This window comes from Larkinella humicola (assembly GCF_008727875.1).
Taxonomy (GTDB): domain Bacteria; phylum Bacteroidota; class Bacteroidia; order Cytophagales; family Spirosomataceae; genus Larkinella; species Larkinella humicola.
In genome coordinates, this window is sequence record NZ_VTWS01000001.1 from 586,076 (window position 1) to 608,480 (window position 22,405).

18 protein-coding genes are annotated in these 22,405 nt (G+C 51.4%); 8 read left to right on the forward strand and 10 right to left on the reverse strand.

Annotated features, from left to right (window positions below):
* Window positions 1-21 precede the first annotated feature (21 nt).
* The 4 genes from F0P93_RS02540 to F0P93_RS02555 all read right to left on the reverse strand — a co-directional run bounded on the left by F0P93_RS02540 (window position 22) and on the right by F0P93_RS02555 (window position 5,016).
* Window positions 22-723: a 16S rRNA (uracil(1498)-N(3))-methyltransferase gene (locus tag F0P93_RS02540; protein WP_150874794.1), complete on the reverse strand. Its 702-nt coding sequence runs from the start codon at window positions 721-723 to the stop codon at window positions 22-24.
* A 29-nt stretch (window positions 724-752) separates the two neighbouring features.
* Window positions 753-1,322 carry a hypothetical protein gene (locus tag F0P93_RS02545; protein WP_150874795.1) on the reverse strand — a complete coding sequence of 190 codons (570 nt, stop codon included), beginning with the start codon at window positions 1,320-1,322 and terminating at the stop codon, window positions 753-755.
* 93 nt (window positions 1,323-1,415) lie between these two features.
* On the reverse strand, window positions 1,416-2,624 hold the full coding sequence (locus F0P93_RS02550) for a M28 family peptidase (RefSeq protein WP_150874796.1): 1,209 nt from the start codon (window positions 2,622-2,624) through the stop codon (window positions 1,416-1,418).
* 202 nt (window positions 2,625-2,826) lie between these two features.
* Window positions 2,827-5,016, reverse strand: coding sequence for a glutamine synthetase III family protein (locus tag F0P93_RS02555; protein WP_150874797.1), 2,190 nt, complete (start codon window positions 5,014-5,016; stop codon window positions 2,827-2,829).
* 319 nt (window positions 5,017-5,335) lie between these two features.
* On the opposite strand from F0P93_RS02555, the gene F0P93_RS02560 reads away from it, so the two are divergent.
* Both F0P93_RS02560 and mtaB read left to right on the forward strand, forming a co-directional pair.
* Window positions 5,336-7,168 (forward strand): LTA synthase family protein, encoded by a 1,833-nt coding sequence (locus tag F0P93_RS02560; RefSeq protein ID WP_150874798.1) that lies wholly within the window; start codon window positions 5,336-5,338, stop codon window positions 7,166-7,168.
* A gap of 161 nt (window positions 7,169-7,329) precedes the next feature.
* A complete protein-coding gene (gene mtaB, locus F0P93_RS02565) occupies window positions 7,330-8,679 on the forward strand; it encodes a tRNA (N(6)-L-threonylcarbamoyladenosine(37)-C(2))-methylthiotransferase MtaB (RefSeq protein WP_150874799.1) in 1,350 nt (449 codons plus the stop codon).
* 372 nt (window positions 8,680-9,051) lie between these two features.
* Here the strand turns inward: mtaB and F0P93_RS02570 are convergent, their stop codons facing one another.
* The 3 genes from F0P93_RS02570 to F0P93_RS02580 all read right to left on the reverse strand — a co-directional run bounded on the left by F0P93_RS02570 (window position 9,052) and on the right by F0P93_RS02580 (window position 12,383).
* Complete coding sequence (locus F0P93_RS02570) at window positions 9,052-10,380, reverse strand: ammonium transporter (RefSeq protein WP_150874800.1); 1,329 nt, start codon at window positions 10,378-10,380, stop codon at window positions 9,052-9,054.
* 68 nt (window positions 10,381-10,448) lie between these two features.
* A complete protein-coding gene (locus tag F0P93_RS02575) occupies window positions 10,449-11,666 on the reverse strand; it encodes a porin (RefSeq protein WP_150874801.1) in 1,218 nt (405 codons plus the stop codon).
* Window positions 11,667-12,029: 363 nt separating this feature from the next.
* Window positions 12,030-12,383 carry a 4Fe-4S dicluster domain-containing protein gene (locus F0P93_RS02580; protein WP_150874802.1) on the reverse strand — a complete coding sequence of 118 codons (354 nt, stop codon included), beginning with the start codon at window positions 12,381-12,383 and terminating at the stop codon, window positions 12,030-12,032.
* A gap of 185 nt (window positions 12,384-12,568) precedes the next feature.
* On the opposite strand from F0P93_RS02580, the gene F0P93_RS02585 reads away from it, so the two are divergent.
* Window positions 12,569-13,588, forward strand: a complete 1,020-nt coding sequence (locus F0P93_RS02585) for an acyl-CoA reductase (RefSeq protein ID WP_150874803.1) — start codon at window positions 12,569-12,571, stop codon at window positions 13,586-13,588.
* A gap of 77 nt (window positions 13,589-13,665) precedes the next feature.
* On the opposite strand, the gene F0P93_RS02590 is transcribed toward F0P93_RS02585, so the two are convergent.
* A complete protein-coding gene (locus F0P93_RS02590; protein WP_150874804.1) occupies window positions 13,666-14,397 on the reverse strand; it encodes a hypothetical protein in 732 nt (243 codons plus the stop codon).
* 128 nt (window positions 14,398-14,525) lie between these two features.
* Here F0P93_RS02590 and F0P93_RS02595 point away from each other — a divergent pair, with 128 nt between their 5' ends.
* Both F0P93_RS02595 and F0P93_RS02600 read left to right on the forward strand, forming a co-directional pair.
* Entirely contained in the window at window positions 14,526-15,107 is a 582-nt protein-coding gene (locus F0P93_RS02595) for an RNA polymerase sigma factor (RefSeq protein ID WP_150874805.1), read from the forward strand.
* Window positions 15,104-15,829, forward strand: a complete 726-nt coding sequence (locus F0P93_RS02600; protein WP_150874806.1) for a hypothetical protein — start codon at window positions 15,104-15,106, stop codon at window positions 15,827-15,829. The genes F0P93_RS02595 and F0P93_RS02600 overlap by 4 nt, the downstream gene beginning before the upstream one ends.
* Window positions 15,830-15,859: 30 nt before the next feature.
* Here F0P93_RS02600 and F0P93_RS02605 read toward each other — a convergent pair whose 3' ends face one another.
* Complete coding sequence (locus F0P93_RS02605; protein ID WP_150874807.1) at window positions 15,860-16,231, reverse strand: response regulator; 372 nt, start codon at window positions 16,229-16,231, stop codon at window positions 15,860-15,862.
* 268 nt (window positions 16,232-16,499) lie between these two features.
* Here F0P93_RS02605 and F0P93_RS02610 point away from each other — a divergent pair, with 268 nt between their 5' ends.
* From F0P93_RS02610 to F0P93_RS02620, 3 genes are read left to right on the forward strand one after another with little or no spacing between them, the layout of a single operon-like run.
* Window positions 16,500-17,207: a tetratricopeptide repeat protein gene (locus F0P93_RS02610; RefSeq protein WP_150874808.1), complete on the forward strand. Its 708-nt coding sequence runs from the start codon at window positions 16,500-16,502 to the stop codon at window positions 17,205-17,207.
* Window positions 17,208-17,226: 19 nt separating this feature from the next.
* Window positions 17,227-18,717: a S8 family serine peptidase gene (locus tag F0P93_RS02615; RefSeq protein ID WP_150874809.1), complete on the forward strand. Its 1,491-nt coding sequence runs from the start codon at window positions 17,227-17,229 to the stop codon at window positions 18,715-18,717.
* A 12-nt stretch (window positions 18,718-18,729) separates the two neighbouring features.
* Complete coding sequence (locus F0P93_RS02620; RefSeq protein WP_150874810.1) at window positions 18,730-21,531, forward strand: CHAT domain-containing protein; 2,802 nt, start codon at window positions 18,730-18,732, stop codon at window positions 21,529-21,531.
* Here F0P93_RS02620 and F0P93_RS02625 read toward each other — a convergent pair.
* On the reverse strand, window positions 21,525-22,322 hold the full coding sequence (locus tag F0P93_RS02625) for a glycoside hydrolase family 16 protein (protein WP_150874811.1): 798 nt from the start codon (window positions 22,320-22,322) through the stop codon (window positions 21,525-21,527). The genes F0P93_RS02620 and F0P93_RS02625 overlap by 7 nt on opposite strands.
* Between the last annotated feature and the right edge of the window lie 83 nt (window positions 22,323-22,405).

Below are 22,405 nucleotides of genomic sequence, written 5' to 3' on the forward strand. Positions count from 1 at the left end.
TTCCAGTACGTCGCTTCATGTTCAGGTTGTCGTATTAATCAAATGAATCGTATGACAGGCTGCCAGAGCCGCTGTTTCAGTGCGCAGCCGGGTCTCCCCCAATTTAACCATTTTGAATCCATTTTCAATTGCCTGCTGAATTTCACGCTCCGAAAAATCACCCTCGGGACCAATCAGCACCAGGGTTGTCCGTCCCGGTTTGGCGGCTTTTAACAAAGACACCGCCGGTTCATTTTCAGGAAGATGCGCAATAAACCGCTCATCGGCAGCCTGCGTCAATACGGTTTTGAAATCCAGCAAAGGATCGATGACCGGCATAAACAACTGCAGGGATTGCTTCATGGCAGCAACAGCGATCTTCTCCAGCCGGTCGGTTTTGAGCATCCGGCGTTCGGAATGCTGGCTAACGAAAAAACTGAACTGATCGATGCCCAGTTCTACCGATTTTTCCACCAGCCATTCGATCCGGTCCATGTTTTTGGTCGGTGCAACGGCCAGTTGAATTCGGTAGGGCCGAGCAGCCTGGGTATGTGTGTCAACAACCCGAAAAGTACACCGGCGCGGATCGGCGGTCTCAATGACACAGTTGTGACGTTTACCGCGACCGTCGGTCACATCAATAACCGCTCCTTTGGCCAGCCGCAGCGTTTTGACACAATGCCGGGATTCTTCCTCGCTCAAATAGGCGTTTGTTTCCGCTTCGGGCTGATAAAACAGGTGCATACATACGGACGAACCGTCGAAATTTTCGCTTATTCTTCGGGTTCGTCGTTGGTAAAGGAATACATCGTCTTGTCCAGAGTCAGCGTATTGCTGTTGAACCGAGCAATAAAGTCTTCAATGACCTCTTCCGAAATTTCTTCCACATTGAGGCAGACATCCAGACTGATTCCGTATTCAAACTCGTGATCGATTTCAATGTGTTCCTGCACTTTAACCGCTTCGGTCTCTTCGATTTCCTCGATCAACTCGGTTAAGAACAACTCAATTTCCTCTTCCAGTTCCGCATCGATCCGGTAATCGGGTTTCCGCTCTTCTACCGGAATGTATTGGGGGAACGATTTCTTGACTTTTTCCATGGCCATTTCATACACCAGGCTGCTGTGGTGGAGTCGCAGCGTATAAATGATGGCATCGTAAATGACTTCGTTCTCCTTGTGCTTGCCAACAAACTGAACGTGAACGCACTCTCCGGAATTCAAAACCTCCAGATCATCGTCTTCATCTTCTACATAGACAAATGAACTTCCATCTTCTTTGCATTCCTCTTTCAGAAGTTGAATCGTTGCGGGTTCAAATCCCTCATTTTTGTACGTCCCCATTGCAGTAATCGTTAAAATATTCGTTTAATCGTGCGGACAAATCTACAAACCTGCCCGTGAAATTCAACATTCAAAACCAGCATACCGTTCAATTCACAACCGCTCGGCGGTGATTTCATACGTCTGATAGAGCCGCACCAGCGTTTGAATGGCAAAATCGACCGCCGTAGGAAGGGCACTGACATCCGTGACCAGCAACTGGTCTTCCGGGCGGTGAATGTTGGGCATGCGGCCTCTGGCATCCATCGCCGTCAGAGTCATTACCGGAATTTTCCGGCGCACAAACCAGACGCTGTCGAAATCGGCCGTGTGCCAGCGCCCGGGTTTGACAACTCCCCGGAACGGTTTTTCCTCCAGCAATCGTTCCGCCGTTCTCATCAGGTCGTTGGTATATTCAATAACTTCAACGGTTCCGGTATGTTTAATGATCCGCAGCGATCCATTGCCCAGCGTATCGAAGTTGACCACCACCGTCCGTCCCTGGGGCCAACTGCCGATGTGTTTGTCCAGGTACGCCCGCGAGCCAATCAGGCCCGCTTCTTCCGCGCCGGTCAGCACCACTTCGGTTTCCAGTCCGGGCATATAGAGCTGCCGCAGCCGTTCGGCGGTAGCAATGGCGGCCACAACCCCGGTTGCGTTATCGCTGGCTCCGTTGGTGTAGCCATAGAGCCAGTAACCGAGCGTTCCGAGCAGGGCCTGGAGAACAAAATACGCGATCAGGCCGTAGCGAATCCACGGCATCCAGTCGCTGTGAAAACCCAGTTGCTCAAAAAGCACCAGCAGCCCGGCCCCCAGCATCAGCACCAGCGAAAGAACGAGGGTGGTATGGAAACTGTTGACGGCGCCGGTTCGGTATAGAAGCGAGATTGGAGCGGTATCATAATGCGCCATCAAGATGACTTTCATCACCGGTTTTTCCTGGTCACCGGCATACCCAAACCCGGTTTCACGCCAGCGGCCAATGACATTGTGGGAGGTTACCTGCGGAGGGAGTCGGGTGACGGGTGAAAACCGCCAGTTGAAAAACAACCAGGCCAGCGTAACCCAGCCCCACGTCCAGAGCACCGCCACCCAGCCCAGCCAGGGCGCCGTCAACAGCCCGGTGACGATGCCGGCAATTAGCCAGTAAATTACCGTCACGTAGGTGCGGGGCGTCCGGAAGGGTTCGACCGTTACGGTGGCCTGCAGTTCCCGGAGCGCCAATGATAACCGTTCAATCGCGGCCGCTTCGAAAGCTGTAGCCGCCCCCCGGTGTGGCAGACGGCTCAAATCGCGCAGCAGGGTGTCCATCGAAAACGGCATTTCTAGTTCGGTTAGAGGTTGGGCCTTTACGTTCTAAACGCGCAAAACCGGTTTTGAGGTTTTGCAGGCAGAAATGTAAATAAACCACTGATTGTCGTCAAAACCGATTAATAGGGCTAAAAAAAGCCTGGTACCGTTACAAAACAAAAGCCTGCACCAATTGGCGCAGGCTTTATGTAACGATATGGTTGGAAAATTACTATTACTTGACGAAAAGTAACTCACGGTATTTTACCAGCGGCCAGTCTTCATCATCGATGATGAGTTCCAGCTTGTCAACTTCGTAGCGAATAACGTCAAAGAAGTCTTTCACTTCCGTAGCGTACAATTTCGCCATTTCGGCCGTATCGGTCAAATTATTGGCCTTTTTACGGGTTTCCGTCATTGCTTCGACATTTTTCTTGATGGCGATGACACGGGCCGAAATCTCCTTGATCAGGTCTTTGATCGGCTCGGCTTCGTCAGTCATACCCAGATCAACCAGCGCTTTGGCGGTTTCTGCCAGTTTGTTCAGGTATTTTAGCGCCGTTGAAACGATGTGATTCATCGCCAGATCACCCACGACCCGCGACTCGATCTGTACTTTTTTAATGTACTTCTCCAGTTCGATTTCGTAGCGGGATTCGACTTCGGCATGGCTTAGAACACCCACACGTTCGAACAATTCCAGCGATTCGGGTTTCAGGTATACGCCCAGGGCTTCCGGTGTCGATTTGATGTTCGACAGTCCCCGTTTGGCGGCTTCCTCAACCCACTCATCCGAATAACCGTTGCCTTCGAACAGAATGCGTTTTGACGACTTGTAGTACTCTTTCAGAATCTCGACGATGGCCAGTTCTTTCTTCTCGCCATTGGCCAGACGCGCATCCAGTTCCTGTTTGAAGGTCGCCAACTGAGCGGCAACAATCGTGTTCAGAACCGTCATCGTAGACGCCGAATTGGCTCCACCACCCACGGCACGGAACTCAAATTTGTTTCCGGTAAAGGCAAACGGGGAGGTCCGGTTCCGGTCGGTGTTGTCCCGCAGCAGTGACGGAATGCGGTTGATCCCCAGTTTATAGTAGACGTTATCGCCTTTGTTGACAATCACTTCCGACTTCGTTTCGAGGTCTTCCAGGGCTTTCGTCAGCGACTCGCCCAGAAACACGGATACAATGGCCGGGGGCGCTTCGTTGGCACCCAGGCGGTATTCATTACCCGCCGAGGCAATGCTGGCGCGCAGCAGATCGGCATGGTCGTGAACGGCCTTCACCACATTGACCAGGAACGTCAAAAACCGCAGGCTTTCTTTTGGTTTCGAGCTGGGAGCTAGCAGGTTGACGCCGGTATTGGTTCCGAGTGACCAGTTGTTGTGTTTCCCGCTACCGTTGATGCCGGCAAACGGTTTTTCGTGGAACAACACTTTGAAGTTGTGTTTTTCAGCCACTTTTTCCATCAAATCCATCAACAGGGCGTTGTGGTCGATGGCCAGGTTCACTTCTTCAAACGTGGGTGCTACCTCGAACTGACCCGGAGCCACTTCGTTGTGACGCGTCCGAACCGGCATACCCAGTTTCATGGCTTCAAATTCAAAGTCAACCATGTAGGCATTCACCCGGGGCGGAATCGTGCCAAAATAGTGGTCTTCCAATTGCTGACCACGCGCCGGAGAATGGCCGAACACACTCCGACCGGCCATTACCAAATCCGGGCGGGCATAGAACAATGCTTTGTCAACGACAAAATACTCCTGCTCGACACCCAGTGTTGGGGTTACTTTGGTTACATTCCGATCGAAATATTGACAAACCGCCGTAGCTGCTTTGTCAACTTCCAGTAGGGCTTTCAACAAAGGCGTTTTGTAGTCAAGCGCTTCGCCGGTATACGATATAAATACGGAGGGAATACAAAGGGTTTTTCCGCCCGCGCCGTTGTCCATCAAAAAAGCCGGCGAGCTAGGGTCCCAACCGGTGTAGCCGCGCGCTTCGAAGGTGTTCCGCAGACCACCACTCGGAAACGAAGAAGCATCCGGTTCCTGCTGAACCAGGGCCCCCCCTTTGAATTTTTCGATGGCTTTTCCGTCCATCGTCACATCGAAGAAAGCGTCGTGTTTTTCGGCCGTTGCTCCCGTTAATGGCTGAAACCAGTGCGTATAGTGGGTGGCCCCTTTCGCCGTTGCCCAAGCTTTCATGGCATTCGCCACTTCATCGGCAATGTCGCGGTCAATTTTACCGCCGGTATCGATGGCCTGGGTGATTTTCAGATATGCTTCCGGCGACAGCAGGGAACGCATAACCTCGTTGTTAAATGTGTAGGAGCCATAGTATTCCGTTACACGTTCTGCCGGAGGTGGAACAGAGAGGGCTTGCCGACTTTGTGCAATTTCGAGAGCTTTAAACCGAAAGTTTGACATATTAGGTTCGAGGTGGTTTTTGGATTAAAAACACCCAAAAATACTGATTATTTGTTGTAATTTCCAAGAAACAACCTGCGTTTTAACCTATTTTTCACGAAAATTTGCTCAAAATTACCAAAATTGGTTTTTCGCTATCGAAAATCTTGCATCTGAGAAAATACCTATTTCATCCAAATTTTGTACGTACCCCAGAACAAATTGTACGTACGAAAGATAAAGTAAACCACAATTCTATAACCGTTTACATAATAAGCAATTATCCCGCCCGGTTTCGTGTTACCTTTGCGATCCCCTGGTCATTGTATTTTCAGAAGTAATGAAGAGTCGATTGCTTATTCCTGTTGCCTGTTTGATGGGCTGGACCGGCTGGTTGCTGGCTAGCCGCGTTCTCTTTTTGATGTATCAACCCCAATCCAGTCAGTTGAATACCGCGGCTGTAGCGGGTGTTTTTGCCAATGGTCTGCGGATGGACCTTTCAACGGCCGGTTACCTGACCGTCATTCCCGCCCTGCTCCTTACCTTGCGGCCCAACTGGTCTTCTTCCAAACTTGCGCTGTCCCTGCGAATCATCATTTTTATCGAACTGATCGTTGTTTCTCTGATCACGGTCGCTGATCTCGAGGTGTTTCGCGCCTGGGGTTTTCACCTGGACATCACCCCGTTGCACTATTTGACATCCCCACGCGAAGCGGCCGCGTCGATGGCATCCTCCCCGATTTTGTCACTGGCAACGCTTTTTGTAGCGATGCTGCTCGTGGGCGATTATTTTTTTAAACGGCTGGTACACCGCTTGCTCACACATCTGAAACCAGTTCGGTGGTGGGTTGCAACGCCCCTGCTGCTGGTCGAGACGGCCGCCCTGGTTATTCCAATTCGGGGGGGAACCCAACTGGCTCCAATGAATGTCAGCGCCGTTTACTTTTCACCGGTCGCTTTTGCCAACTATGCCGCCGTAACCCCCCAGTGGAATTTTATGCATTCCGTTCTGGAACGGAATAAATACGGCATAAATCCCTTCAGTTTCCTACCCAAAGGACAGGCAAACCGAACACTACAACCGCTTTTTCAGCCAGTTACCAACCCTCCGTCGTTACTGACCACCTCAAAACCGAATGTCATTCTCATCGTTTGGGAAAGTTTTACGGCCAAAACCGTTGCCGGTCTGGGCGGGCGGGCCGGTGTTACCCCGCAGTTTGAAAAGCTCGCCCGCGAAGGCATCCTGTTCAACCAGCTCTTCGCCAGTGGCGACCGAAGTGAAAAAGGATTGATTGCACTTTTGAGCGGTTTTCCGGCTCAGGCAACGGCTTCCATCATGACCTTACCGACGAAATCGGCAAAATTGCCAACGCTGGGGGAGAAATTTAGAAAAGCCGGTTACCAGACGTCGTTTTACTACGGCGGTGAAACCGAATTTGCCAACATCAAATCCTACCTCTACCACAACCAGTTTAACCGAATCATTTCCAAACCGGATTTTAAATCCAGCGACTGGAATTCCAAATGGGGCGCCCACGACCATGTGGTGTACAGCCGGATCCTGTCGGATCTGAGCGGAGAAAAGCAGCCATTTTTTGCGTCGCTCTTTACCTTGAGCAGTCACGAACCGTTCGAAGTGCCGATGCCGACGGTGTTTCCCGGCACAGATGAAGAATCACTGTTTCTGAATTCGATGTATTATGCCGACCGCAGTTTGGGCGAGTTTATTGCTCAGGCCAAAAAACAGCCGTGGTGGGCAAACACGCTCGTTGTGATTACGGCGGATCACGGACACCGTTTGCCGGTGTTGTCAACCGACCGGGTACGGGATTTTCACATTCCCATGTTGTGGCTGGGGGGCGCCTTGAAAGCCAAACCGCGGGTCATCGACTGCATTGGATCCCAAACCGATCTGGCGGCCACCTTGTTGCAGCAACTGAATGTGAACGTTACCGATTTTAAATGGAGCCGGGATTTGCTGAATCCGCAAAACCGCCCATTTGCTTATTTTGCGTTTAACAACGGTTTTGGCGTCGTCCAACCCAACCGGCATTTGCTGTTCGACAACACCAGCCGCCAACTCATTTCTTCCAAGGGCGTCATTCAAAAACAGGATATCGAACTGGGGGAAGCCTACGAAGAGGAATCCTATCAGGATTTTCTGAATAAATAATCTTGACAACCCGAAACCTGTTAGGTATTGAAGACCTAACAGGTTTCGGGTTGTCAAAAGCCTTATAAACCCGCAAGGTTTTGAAAACCTTGCGGGTTTCGTCCCACCACCTCATCGGTTTGATTCGGCTGTACCGAATAGTTTTGTAATTTTGCAGTCAAATGAAAAAAATTGCTTTTTATACACTCGGCTGCAAACTCAACTTCTCCGAAACCTCCACCCTGGCCCGCATCCTGGAGCAAAAGGGATATGAGCGCGTAGAATTTAATCAGAAGCCCGATATTTTTATCATCAATACCTGCTCGGTTACGGACAATGCGGACAAGAAATGCCGGAAAATTGTTCGGGAAGCACAACATATCAACCCCGATGGCTATGTGGCCATTGTGGGATGTTACGCGCAACTGAAACCGACCGAAATTGCCACCATTCCCGGTGTGGATGCGGTTTTGGGAGCTTCCGAGAAATTTCGGCTGGCCGAATTGCTGGGCGATTTTGTCAAGGAACCGTCCGGGAAAGCCGCCGTTTATAACTCCCCCATTGAAGAAGCCGTCGATTACCACGCGTCCTATTCTCTCAACGACCGTACCCGCACGTTTCTGAAGGTACAGGACGGTTGCGATTACCCCTGCGCCTATTGCACCATTCCGCTCGCCCGCGGCAACAGCCGGAGTGACACGATTGCCAATGTGGTGCGGGCCGCCCGCGAAATTGCCGCCCGCAACGTAAAGGAAATTGTGTTGACAGGCGTCAACATCGGCGATTTTGGGCTGCAACCCCAAACCGGGCAGGATGCTCAGCCAAAAGAAACTTTCCTGCAACTGATTCAGGCCCTGGATGAGGTGGAAGGCATTGAACGGTTCCGGATATCGTCTATCGAACCCAACTTGCTGACCGACGACATCATTGCGTTCGTCGCCCGCTCAAAGCGGTTTGTCCCCCATTTCCACGTTCCACTCCAGTCAGGCTCCAATGCCGTTCTGGCGTTGATGCGCCGTCGCTACAAGCGCGAACTGTATGCCGAACGGGTGGCGAAAATCAAGGAGCTGATGCCGCATGCCTGCATTGGCGTCGATGTGATTGTGGGGCATCCCGGCGAAACGGACGAGGCTTTTCTTGAAACCTTCCACTTTCTGAACGAACTTCCGGTCTCGTATCTGCACGTTTTTACGTATTCCGAGCGGCCCAACACGCACGCCCTGAACCTGAAACCGGTGGTCAATCCGTCCAAACGGGCCGACCGTTCGAAAATGCTGCACAGCCTTTCCGACAAAAAAAGGCGGTTTTTCTACGAACAGCAGGTCGGTCGGGAAGCTTCCGTTCTATTCGAAGAAGACATCGAAAACGGTCAGATGCTGGGTTTTACCGAAAACTACGTTCGGGTGACGGCCACCTACGATCCGCTGCTCATCAACGAAACCAAATCCGTTCTGCTGACGGGCCTGAACAGCGCCGGGTTGATGGAAGTGACGGAAAGCATTGCGGAACCATCCGTCGTTCATTTTCAGTAAGGTATACTCGTCTAAATAAGGGTAGGACTTACGTCTGATAATTCTATCACTCTTTCGCTTTCTGCCCCGTTCCCCTAAAGGGCGGTCGGCCGCTGCCGGACTTTTAGCATCCGGACTAAGCCGCGTCCAAGTCCCCTTTAGGGGAACGGGGCAGAAAGCGAAAGTCCTAAAGGGAATCACAAATTTAAAATGATGAATGCTAAATGTAAAAGGGTTTGAGGATGCGATCCTTCCCATTTACATTTAGCATTCATCATTTTAAATTTGTGATTCCCTTCCCAAAAAAAGAAGGTATCCGTCAAAGACAGATACCTTCATCGAGTACAACAAAACCACAGGCAACCCCTGTGGCTCTGTTGGTATATCTTGGGACTAAGCGTCAACTAAGAATTCGTCGTGCTGACTAACATCCAGACCCACTTTCTCGTCTTCTTCGCTAACCCGCAGTGGCAGGATGGCGTTGGTAATGATCAGCAGCAGGTAGGAAGCACCGAAAGCGAAAACCGATACGATCACCAGGGCCATCAGGTGGATGAAGAACAATTTGGTATCGCCGAAAGCCAGACCTTCGTCGACAACCGCCGAGTTAACACCTTTCGAAGCGAAAATACCCGTCATCAGCATCCCGACCATACCGCCTACACCGTGGCAAGGGAACACATCCAGCGTATCGTCCAGTCTTGATTTTGTACGCAGGTGAGCAACGGTATTACTAACCAGTGAAGCGACCGTTCCGATAAAGATCGACGTCGGGATCGTTACGAAACCAGCTGCCGGAGTGATGGCAACCAGACCGACAACCGCACCAATGGCGAAACCTAAACCGGATACTTTCTTGCCTTTAGCGGCATCAAACAAGACCCAGCCCAAACCAGCCGCAGCCGCAGCCGTGTTGGTGGTGGCGAAAGCCGAGGCAGCCAGGGGCGTTGCGCCTACTGCCGAACCGGCGTTGAAACCGAACCAGCCGAACCACAGTAAACCCGTACCCAACAGAACGAACGGGATGTTGGCTGGTGGGAAGTAGCTGGCTTCCATGTGTGATTTACGGCGTTTCAGATACAGAGCACCGGCCAGAGCGGCCCAGCCGGCCGACATGTGAACCACCGTACCACCGGCAAAATCCAGAACACCCAATTTAAACAGGAAACCGTCCGGGTGCCAGGTCATGTGGGCCAGGGGCGTGTACACAATCAGGCTGAACAGGATCATGAACAACACGTAGGATTTGAAATTGACCCGTTCTGCCATCGAACCGGTTACGAGAGCCGGCGTAATCATGGCAAATTTTAATTGAAAAAACGCGAATACGACCAGGGGAACCGTTGCTGCTAATGGCCATGGTTTGCCATCCAGTACGCCATTGAACATGAAGAAAGTGGTTGGATTTCCGATGAAACCGCCAATGCTTTCACCAAAAGCCAGACTAAAACCGACTACCACCCAGAGAATACTGATGACGCCCATCGCTATGAAGCTTTGCAGCATCGTCGAGATGACGTTTTTGTTGTTCACCATCCCGCCGTAGAAGTAAGCCAGACCGGGAGTCATCAACAACACCAGCGCAGCGGAAACGAGCATCCAGGCCGTATCTCCCGAGTTGATGCCTTCGGTGACGATGCCCTTCGGAACGGCTGGAAAAATCACACCCAACACACTGACTATCAGCAGTAGGGCAAGCGGTAAGTAAGATGGTTTTTGCATGATACTTGAACGGTTTAGTTGTACATTAGGTTGAGAAAGGTCCCGAGAGACCAGTGTGGGGTTGCTTCTTAAAATTTGTAGATAAAGGCCAGTCCCAGCGTCGATTGCGAGGATTTGGTAAACGCGCCATCGCTGTCTTCAAATTGCTGGGCTTCCGCGGTGTTGCTACCGGCAGGTTTGGCGTAACTATCGAGCCGGAACTCCGGTTTGATCAACAGGTTGCCGTCGGCAGCCGTGATGTTACCCGTAATGGTGATCGAGTTGACGCTCGTTCCTTCGCCCAGATAATTGCGCAGACCGCGGGCACCGTCTTTGTTGTCAAAATACTCGTAGCGGGCGCCCAGACCGAATTTGCCGGTGAAAGCGTAGTTCGTATAAACGGCCACACCGCTCCATTTGGACGTACCGGCTTTAACGGGGGCATAGCCCTGAAAATCTTCTTTCTGCGAACCGATGGCTGCATTCAGACCCAGGTAGAATTTCTCTGTGATCTGGTACGTCGTCGTCAAATCGAATACGGAGTACATGCCTTTTACAGCTTTTCCCGTCGAATCCGGGTTGGCTTCGTTGCTCACAATTCCGTTCAGGTAGACGTTCCAGCCCGAAACCGGTGCAAAGAACAACTGGCCAATGATGCCTTTCGCCTTGTTGTTGTCTTTCCAGCTATCGACGTTGTTCACGATACCCAGCATCAGCGACGCTTTATCGCTGAAGGCATACGTCCCTTTAATACCGGTGTGGTAGAAAGGACCGTTGTTGAACAGGTTCGACAGGGAGTAATTGTAGTTGACCGGGGCGTCGATTACTTCATATCCGATGTGTGTACCGAACTGACCCACCATGATCGAGAATTTATCGGACGTCTTCCAGTTGATGTACGCCTGCTTGATAGCAGCGAGGGACGTTCCTCCCGATAAGGGTCCAATCACGTTACCATAATTACCCAGATCGGCATTCGGACCAAAGGTCAGGTCAAGTACGGCATCGACCTTGTCAGTGCTGTACCCGATTTTGGTTTGAATGAGACCCAGTGAAATCTGACCGGCGCGCTGATCGAAAACGCGAGCCGTACCGGCTGCTCCGAGGTTGCTGCCCGAACGAGGATTATTAAGATTACCGCTGTAAAACGAATCGATGTAGCCTGAGAAAGAGAATTTACCCTTGTTTTCGGCTTCAGACTCCGTGGCGGCTACTTCCTGCGGCTTAGAAGTAGTCGTCGTTGCGTCCTGAGCTTTGGACAAAAAGAAGGAAAACGAACAACATACCAGTAAAACAGTTTTTTTCATAATTTCCTTTGGTTTGTTCGAGAATAAACTGATTAATTAAATTGACGCACAAATATTATTACTCGACACCTAATTTGCAAGCAATTGGTAAAATTTAATGCAATTTTCCTTGAAATCATGCACAAATTGCCAAAAGTCACCTAAAACTAGAGCCATATTGCGTAATTTTATATGAACTATGCCATTGTAGCATATTTTGTGAACAAGCGTTATTTTGGAATAATATACAAGTTACACCCTAACATGCCATTCAATTAATTATTTGAATAGTTCTATTTCATCCCAACATTCCTGAATTATGAGCACAAAAAAAATCCCGGATCGGCGATCCGGGATTTTTTGGTGTATCTGGTGGTGAGTCAATCAGGCAGCCTCGGCATGGAGCCACGACTTTTTGGCCAGAAGGGTATCTTCTTCCTCCACATTATCCGGGTCGGGTATACAACAGTCGACCGGACAAACGGCTGCACACTGTGGTTCCTCGTGGAAACCAACACATTCCGTACATTTATCTGAAACGATGTAATAAAATTCGTCGGATACCGGGGTTTGCGGATCTTTACCGTTGACTACCGTACCATCACCAAAATCGACAACATCCAATTCGGTTCCTCCGCCCCAGGTCCATTCAACACCGCCTTCATAGATGGCCGTGTTCGGACATTCGGGTTCGCAGGCACCACAATTGATGCACTCATCTGTGATCATGATTGCCATTTGCAGGTAGAATTTTAATGATTCGTAGGGAACGGCTTCTTCCGTGTAAAGAATCGTACCTTTCGAAACGGTTGCTGTTTAAGTGTCTATGTTAATTAATCAACAAATATAATTATTTAAAGTTTGACACCAAACTATAATTTAATTTTACCCGTTCAATACTCTGTAAAGCACCCCGAATTAGAATGAATTTAAGCGAACGAGTTGCCACCTTTGTCCAGTTGGGTAATTTCCTGAAAGAAGCCCGGAATACGTCAGAATTGCCTGAAATCGCCGAAAAAGCCTTTTATTCCAACCACTGGTTTACCCCGGAAAACGGCCTGAAATCCCTCCAGGCTATCGCCGATGAGTACCTCAATGAAGAAAAGTTATCGGCATGGATAAAAGGTTATAACGTCACAACTGAAACACCTAAAAATGTGGGAGTTGTCATGGCGGGGAACATTCCTGCCGTCGGTTTTCATGATTTGCTGTGCGTATTGCTCAGTGGACATCACCTGCTGGCCAAGCTAAGTACCCCCGATTTTGTACTTATCAATTATTTAATACAAAAAATCATTGAAATCAACCCCAAATTTGCGGATCGGATCCACGTTAGTGAGCGTTTGAACCAGGCCGATGCGTTCATTGCCACCGGCAGTTCCAACTCCGCGCGGTACTTTGCGTATTATTTCTCCAAAAAACCGCACATAATTCGCCGAAACCGCTCGTCCGTCGCTGTTTTGACCGGCACTGAAACGACCGACGATCTGGACAAACTGGGCCACGACGCCCTCGACTATTTTGGCCTGGGTTGCCGTAACGTCTCCACACTGTTCGTTCCGGAACACTACGATTTCATTCCGTTCCTGCAACGACTGGACCCACTTGCTTTTCAATTCACGAGCCACCACAAATACAACAACAACTACGACTACAACAAGTCAATTTACCTCATCAACGGCGTGCCGCACTTCGACAACGGTTTTTTATTGCTGACCGAAAACGAAGGGCTGGTTTCACCCATTTCAACGCTTTACTACCAAACCTACGCTGACCCGGAAACCCTGGCAGGCAAACTCACGGCTCTTTCCGATCGAATTCAGTGTGTGGCTTCGAAAGACGGTTTTTATCCGGGCAGTGTTCCCCTTGGCCACACGCAGCGCCCCGGCCTGAATGCGTATGCGGACGGAGTCGACACGATGGCCTTTCTGCTCACGATCTGATTGCAGCGGTTTACCAAAAAAATTCCGGGAAGAAAGCGCGTCTTCCCGGAATCCGATTCATGAACCCATCTGAAGGATCAGTCTTTCTCCGAAACGAGCGAGTCGACGGCTGATCCGGCCGGTACGTCAGGCTTCGTTGAAATAAAAGCTTGTGACGGTTTGCGGCTCAGTGAAACCAGATTCTCGAAGCTGGGCTTTTTTTCCGAAGCCTTATAGATCTGAACCCGATAATCACCAACGGGCATGTTGCTCATATTAAACCGGTAATACCGCTGGTAAGTGTTGCTGTACTCCTGGCAAACTGCAAAGCCCTTTGAGTTGAGAATTTCGATCCGCAAACGTTCTTCGTGCGGGTTATAAATGAACACTTTCAGGCAAGGTTCAAACCCGACTACGGAGGGTACAATCCGCGCCATTACGTCGGCGGTCGATGCCCGGCGTTCAGCGGTCATCAGTCGTTTTCGATCATGCGCAATTCTCGGATCTTCGTTGTCGGTCGGCAAACTCACCGTTTTGACATTGGAGGGTTCCAACTGATTCTGAGTCACTTTCGTCACCGTAGCATTCAGCCGTCGTACATTGTTCTTCGTTAGCTTGACCAGTTTGTTCGAGTGAATTTCCTGGTGAATCAAGCGCTTGTCGGCATTGAAGTACCGGATGGCCGTACCGTTGGTGCGGTAATCGGTTGAAACCTCCCAATAACCGGGACGGTCGATTGGCGTAAGGTCTTCGGTGGAAGACTTCGGTTGAGCGAGCAATGTCCCAACCGAAAGCAGGCAGAGGCATGAACTACTTAAAATCGTTTTCATGGTGTGTGCAATAGTTTTGTTCTGACTTCTTAGTCGCACTCGTTCCCCACATTGGTAACATCTTGCACAGAAAAAATTGAAAAGCGCGCAATTTTCGGCATATTTGGTTCAAGCAGACTCTCCTACTCATGCGGTTTTTTGCTCGCCAGCCAACCGATTCAGACTTGATTGCCGGACTAGAAGCCGGAGGTGTTCAACGCAGACAATGTGAAAATCGTCTGTACCAGAAATACGCCTATCTGATCGCCGACGGTGCCCGCAAACACCGTTTAGGGGAAGATGACTGCGCCAGTGCCTATTCCGATACGGTTCTCACCGTCATCGAAAATGTCCTCGCAGGACGGTTTGAAGGACGGTCGGAACTAAAAACGTATATTTATCAGATTTTTACCAACAAGTGCATCGACCTGATTCGAAAAAAATCAACGCTACGGGACCGGGTGCATGATGCCATTTCCCTGGATGATTCGCTCCTGCAACTGCCCGATTCGGCCCGCTCGGTGGTGCAACAACTCATCGCCCAGAGCGATGTTGAGCGGCTGCGTAAACTCATTGGTACGCTTGGCGACAAGTGCAGGGAGATGATTCTGGCGTGGGGTGAAGGGTATTCCGACGAGGAAATTGCCCGGCAACTGAATTACAACACGGCTTCGGTTGCCAAAACCAGCCGGTTGCGGTGTTTGGAACGTTTGAGGGACTTATACAAATGAACGACCTGGAACGCATCGACGACTATTTTTCGGGCCGCCTGCCGGTGGAGGAACGGGTTCGGTTTGAATCCTCCCTGGAAACCGATTCCGCGCTAGCCGAAGCCGTCGCCTTTTACCTGACCGCGCGGCAAGCGGCCCAAAACGAAGCCCGCGCCGACCGGAAAGCGCGCTTTGAAACGCTGCGGAAAGAGTCAGGACCGGTTCGTCAGTTGCCGGCTCGCACCTGGCTTGCGATAGCAGCGAGCGCCATGTTGGTTCTCGGACTGGGGGGATACTGGCTGTTCCAGCGTCAGACGCCGTCGGCTGCTGCACTGGCCGATCAGTATATTCAGCAGAATTTCAGCCAGTTGTCTACTCATATGAATGGTCAACCCGACAGCCTTCAAACCGGGATTGCCCGCTACAACGAAGGGAAACTACAGGAAGCCGGGGCGATTTTCAATGCTCTGCTGCAACGCAACCCCGCCGACGACCACGCTCAAAAGCTGGCCGGACTCGTCGCGCTCCGAACCGGTCAGTACAACCAGGCCATCGACCATTTCCACCGGCTGGGCGAACGCACCGATCTGTTTGCCAACCCTGGTCGGTTTCTGGAAGCCCTGACCCGACTCAAACGGGGACAACCGGACGATCGTCGTCAGGCCGAAACCCTGTTCAAAACGGTCATCGAGCAGAATCTGGAGGGAAAGGCGGAAGCCGAAGTACTGATTGATAAATTATAGAACCGGTTTTCCCAGCTCAATTCTGGGTCGCTATGACCGATCGTAAATCTCGCAAATGGCCCGAAGAATCCGATCGGCTGGTCTTTTTTTGAGCAAATACCCGGAAGCCCCCGCGCAAATCCCCTCCATCACCCGTTCGTCCAGGTCATCACTGGTCAGCAACAACACATCGACATCCGGAAATTCACGTTGCAGTTGCCCGCTGGCGGTTTTTCCGAGCTCCACGGAGAGTTCAATATCCAGCAGCACTACCTGCGGATTTAGCCCGCGGAGTTGGTTTTCCAATTCCTTCGTGTCGGCAAATGCCCCCATCAGAACATACCCCGCCGTGACGGCAATCTGGCTGGACAAAGCCTTTCGAAAACCATAATCCCGCTCATAAATCACAATACGGACTGCCATACATTTCCTTGGGTTGGGGTTCACTCCCTTAGTCGGCAGAAACCGGCGTGTTGGAAACAAGTCTACGGTTTTCGGTTTACGGTTTACGGTGCGGTTCTGCAGCGGGGTTAGCGCACTGTCAACCGAACATCGAATACTGAACACTGAATACAGTAAACCGAATACCGAAAACCGAATTTTCAGACAAGCTGTTAGCGTAATCCGGCAAAAAAACGACTAAGGTGTTGACGCATTCCACACCAACCAGGACGTAAATGCATCGCCCATAATGAAAGAACTGGAACGAATCGACGACTACTTTGCAGGTCGGCTGTCACCGGAAGACCGGGATCGGTTTGAAGCTACTCTGCCCCAGAATCCGGCTCTGGCCCGATCCGTGGCCTTTTACCTGCTGGCCCGCCAGACCGCCCGTCAGGAAGCCCGGCGGATGCTGAAACCGTTGCCGGTGCGCCGACTGCCGGTGCGGTTTTTGACGCTTCTGGCCGCCTGTCTGCTTCTGGTACTGGGGGTGGGCTGGTATCTGACGGTTTGGCAAACGCCCCCGTCGGCCCGCGAAGTAGCCGATCAGTATCTCTCTGAACGGTATAGTCAACTGCCGGTTTCACTCGATGGGCAAAGCGACAGTCTGAAAACCGGTTCTCACTTCTACAATATGGGGGAATTCAGAAAAGCGGAAACGGTTTTTGAAAGCATTCTCCAGCGGGAGCCTACGCATCCGGAAGCACTAAAACGGGCCGGTCTTGTTTCCCTGCGGCTCGGAAACTACGACCAAGCCATCGAACGGTTTCGCCGGCTTGGCCAGCAAACCGATCTGTATGCCAACCCGGGTATTTTTCTGGAAGCACTCGCCTATTTGAAGCGCGGACAACCGATGGATAAAAACCGGGCTAAAAAGTTGTTACTGACTGTTATTCAAGGCAATTTGGAAGGAAAGGAAGAAGCCGGGCAGTTGGTAGAGAAGATCACGGATAACTAACTAAAATTTTCATATCCCCATGCGTATTTTTACCAACCTGCTCATTTTCACAGTGGCTTTTTGGGCCCTGCTTTCCTGCAATTTAATTCGATCTTTCCCTGAATCCGGACATCTTCCCGACCAGAACATCATTCTTTTTCCCCTCATCGATGTGAAAGGAGAAAAAGTTTTTATACCAGTTGCTAAACAAATGGAGATGGTCGATTCAGTCAATAAAGAGCTTTTAAGCAATGGGAAAGAGACCATAAAAATCAAACACTGGTGTCCCTGTGATAGCGCCCTTGTGTTGCTGGAAGGAAAAAACCTGGACCAGTTGATTATTAGCGGAAAAGAAATGGCGTCCAGTACAGGGGGGGGCAGTGGCGTTAGTGGAGAGCCTCCGTATGGCATTAAATTGAATTCCGATGGAAGCCTGACCTGGCCACAACTGGAAGAACCGGGTTCAAAAAACTACCGCCTTTCATTGCCCTACGGTCCCGTTAATGAGCCGGGAAAGGCGGTTAAAGTACTACTTCCTCCCGCGAATCCAACCGATCACCCCTTCATTATCGCGATCCTGGATACGGGCTTCGATGGTTCACTTTATACCCCTGCCTCCAATTCGTTTTGGGTCAACACGGCCGAAATTTCTGGTGCCGATCACGATCACAATGGATTGGTAGGTGACCAGTTTGGCTATGATTTTGTGAACAATGCCAGTTTTCCGTACGACGACAATAACCACGGAACGCTGGTGACTTCGCTCATCCATGAACAGTTCAGAAACAACCCCTGGGCCGCGGGCAAGGTCCGCTTTATGCACCTCAAAACCTTCGGTGCCGACGGCCAGGGAACGCTTTTCGATAACCTCTGCGCCCTGTCGTATGCCCGCCAAATGAACGCAAAAATAATCAATGCCAGTTGGGGATTTTACAGCCAGCAGGAAAGCAAACTACTGGGTCATTTCATTCAACAACTGAACACCACTGGGATTACGCTGGTGGCAGCCGCAGGCAATAAAAACGAACGTCTGGAGAGAAACCCGCTCGGGTGGCTGACGGGGATCTACCGCAATCTGGACACCAATCCTTTCTGGCCGGCGGCAATCAGTACGACCCGTGACAATGTCATTGCCGTTACGACCATTCATTCTGACTCAAAGGAAAGCAAAGCCAATCCCGCCGTTTCACCGGAGGGGCCGTTTGATGTGTGCCCCAACCAGAACTATTCGAATCATGCGGTTAATATCGGCGTATTGAATAACCCTAACCTGAAAGTAACCGGCCCGATCATCCCGGGCTGCGAGGTGCTTGACATTACAGCCACTAATGGAAGGACAAAATCGGGGAGTTCCTTCGCGGCTCCGGTGGTGACGGGCAAACTGGTCAACAAACTCGGACCGGGCTGGTCTGCTCACAAACGGACGGACTTGTACACCAAAGTGCGCACCCTTTCTCCGACAACGCTTAAAACGGATCCCAGCCTGACCAATCGGCTAAAAGATCATTACGTGTTACGTCATGAACCCTAACGAACCCACCCCATGATGTCAGGCGGTTTTGCCAATCCCACCCTCCTCTTCCGAATGCGTTGGGGAGGGTGGCGGTGTTTTGGTATTCTGACCGGTTTTTTCCTGTTTTTCGAGGGCCTGGGCCAATGTCCGCAACCCGAAATGATCCGGTTGCGGTATGATAGCCTGATGACTCTGGATAACAACCAACAGGCCGTGGGTTTTCCTGCGCTGGTTCGGATCTGCGACCGCTGCCAGCTTAACCGCGACTCGACCTATGCCAAGATCTGGCACCGGCTGGGCACCCTGGCGTATCTTAAAAAGGATTACCCAACCGCTATCGACTATACCCGCCGGGCCATCCGGCTGAACTCCCAGAAACGAACCGATGTCAGCCCCTCTTTTCTGGCCAAAAGCTATTTTAACCTGGGCAACATCTACCTGGACCAGCAGGATTTTCGGACGGCCCGACTGATTTTTCAGCAGTTTGTCACCATGGGAAGCCGGTATCCCGAACGGTATGAACTGGTGGGACTGGCCTACTGGCATTTAGCCAATCTCTTCTTTAAAGAGTCTGACTACCAGAAAGGCATCCGCCAGGCTGAATTAGGGGTTTCGTATGCCGAACGGATTGGAAACGCCGAATTGATGGCGGCTAATCTCACCGAAAAAGCCAATTGCCTGAAAGAAATCGGCGATTACGAACAGGCTTTACAAATCGTCAACCAAATCATCCTTTTGTTCGGCACTTTGCCCGAGCCGTCGATTAGGCTGGCCAATGCATATTCGTCTCAGGCCAGTGTGCTGGGCCATTTGCACCGCTTTGGGGAAGCCCTTAAAGCGTATGAAAAAGCCTATGCGGTTCATGTCCAAATCCAGAACCCAGCCGGTCAGTCGGAAGTCACGTCAAACATTGGTTTTCTGTATGACAATTACCTCCACCAGTACGATAAAGCGTTGATTCACTACCGGAAAGCGCTGGAAACCATCGGCGATACCCGCTACGGCCGCGTCCGCATCCTGAGCAACATCGGCGAAATTTACTGGCGAAAAAAGCACTACCCAACCGCCCTCCGGTTTTTCCAGACGGCCCTCGACACGCTGCACTTCGATGACCGGCAAAAACCGGCCGAACTGACCCGGACCATCCGGCTGACGCCCTACAAAGAGTACCTGCTGACGGTGATCCAGAATAAAGCCGATACCTGGCTCGACTACGCCAAAAGCAGGCCCGAACCCACCAGAAATCTCCTTCGGGAAGCTCTGAAACGCTACCAGATTGCCGACCAGATGATCGACATCATGCGGTTCGAGCAGGCGGGTCAGCAGTCGAAACTCTACTGGCGGCAGAAAACCCACAGCATGTATGAACGGGCCATCGAAACCGCTTACCGACTGAAGGACAGCGAAATGGCGTTCCACTTTTTTGAAAAAAGCCGGGCGGTTTTGCTGAGCGACAAACTCAATGAGCTGGGTGCCCGGCAGGAATTGCCTCCGCTACAGGCGCAGCAGGAACAGGATTTTCGCCAGCGGATCAACACGATGCAAAATGCGTTGTCGGAGTTGAAACCCGGCAGCCGTTCCTACGATTCAACGCGAACGGTTTTGATGACCGAGCAGGAAAAACTGGATGCGTTTCTCAAAAAACTGGAACAGGAAAACCCCACGTATTACCGCTACAAATTCGACAATACGGTTCCGTCCCTGGCGCGTCTTCAAAACTGGCTGAGCGACCGGAAATCGACGCTGGTGACCTATTTTGTCGGAGATAGTGCCTTCTATAGTCTGGCCGTTGGGGCATCCGGCACCCGGTTGGTGCGGCAGTCCGTTCAGGACTATCAAAAGGTGGTGGGCGAATTTCTGCCGCTGTGTGCCACTGACCGGCAAAACCGGCAGTTCGGGCGGTTCTTGACGCTGAGCCATCAGGTTTACAACCAACTTCTTAAACCGCTGAATCTGACTACAGAACGCGTTATTATTTCGCCCGATTACCACTTTATCCCGTTTGAAACGCTCAGTAAATCCGCCAATCAACCCGACTTTCTCCTCAAACACCACGCGTTCAGTTACGGTTATTCGGCCACGGTTTTGTTGAAAGAAACGGAGCGTCCGTCGTCGAAGAGTTCGGAATTTCTGGGCATGGCTCCGGTGCATTTCAACCAGGCCCTCCAGCAGGCAACCCTTGCTGGCTCCAGTCAGGTGCTGGCCAACATCGGTGATCGGTTCAGTCATCCGACGGTTTTGACCGACCAGGCCGCGACCCGCCGGGCGTTCCGGACACTGGCCCCGAACTACCGTGTCGTTCAGTTGTTTACACACGCCGAAGCCGACAGCGTTGGACATGAACCCCTGTTGTACTTTGCCGATTCGACCCTGCGGTTGTCGGAACTCAGCGACGCTGGCCCCTACCAGACGCAGCTCATCGTTTTATCGGCCTGTAAAACCAGTCTGGGCGTCAACCAGCAGGGCGAGGGAATTTTCAGTCTGGCGCGCGGATTCGCCACGCTCGGAATTCCCAGCGTCCTGACCACGCTCTGGAGTGTGGAAGATCAGGCGACGTACAAGCTTACGGAGCGATTTTATCACCACCTAAGCGAGGGACTTCCGAAAGATCAGGCGCTTCAGCTAGCGAAACTCGACTGGCTGGCCAGTGCTTCCCGCGCCGACCAGTTGCCCTATCGCTGGGCCGGACTCATTCTGGTAGGCAACGCCGACCCGCTGTCTGACTTCCAAACGGCCTGGTGGTGGCTGGGGGGCGGTTTCGTTGTCATTCTGGCCCTTGTGATGAGCCGGCGATTCCGCCAGCGAACCCGAAAACCGAAATCGGTTTATTGAAACACCCGGACAAAATCAACCGTCAGTCGCTGCGGCCAGATCGACTCATCGACGCCTTTTTGCCCACCCCAGTTGCCGCCAACGGCCAGATTCAGAATGAGATAAAACGGCTGGTCGAGTGGCCATTGTTCATAGCGGCTGCCGGTTTCTTTTTTGGTAATCGTAAAATACGTGGTGTCGTCGATCAGAAAATCAATCTTTTCCGCTGTCCAGTCGATGGAGTAGGTATGAAAATTGTCCGTGGCACCAGGAATGACTTTGGTGCCGGTTTTGTGGGTATTTTTGGTGTGGTTGTAGGCTTCGGTATGAATGGTGCCATGAATCTGGTTTTCGTTGAAACCGACGTGTTCCATGATGTCGATTTCGCCGTCGAGCGGCCATTTCAACGGTGTTTTCGCGCTGAGCATCCAGATTGCAGGCCAGGTTCCCCGCCCCTTCGGCAGCTTCGCCCGTACGTCGATTCGTCCGTATTTCCACTCGGCAATCCCTTTCGTGATCAGTTTGGCGGAGGTATACTCGCGGTTTTCGTGCTTTTCTTTTCGCGCTTCGATGATCAGAAAACCGTTTTCAACGCGGGCATTTTCCGGGCGGGAAGCGCGGTAAAATTGCAGTTCGTTGTTTCCAAAACCGCTGCCGCCCACGTCGTACGCCCATTTATTGGGGTCGGGCAAACCGGCTTTCTCGAATTCGTCGGACCAGACGAGTTTGCGTTCGGCCACGGTTCCGGCCAGTTCGGGGAAATTGCAGGCCATTAAGGTGGCCATGGCGACGGTTAAAAGGATCGTTTTCATACGTTCAGTTCAGGAATTGGTTAACAAATTAGTTGCTCCGTTCCCTTGAAGGGGACTTCTTAATCCGGTTTAAGCTGGGTCCA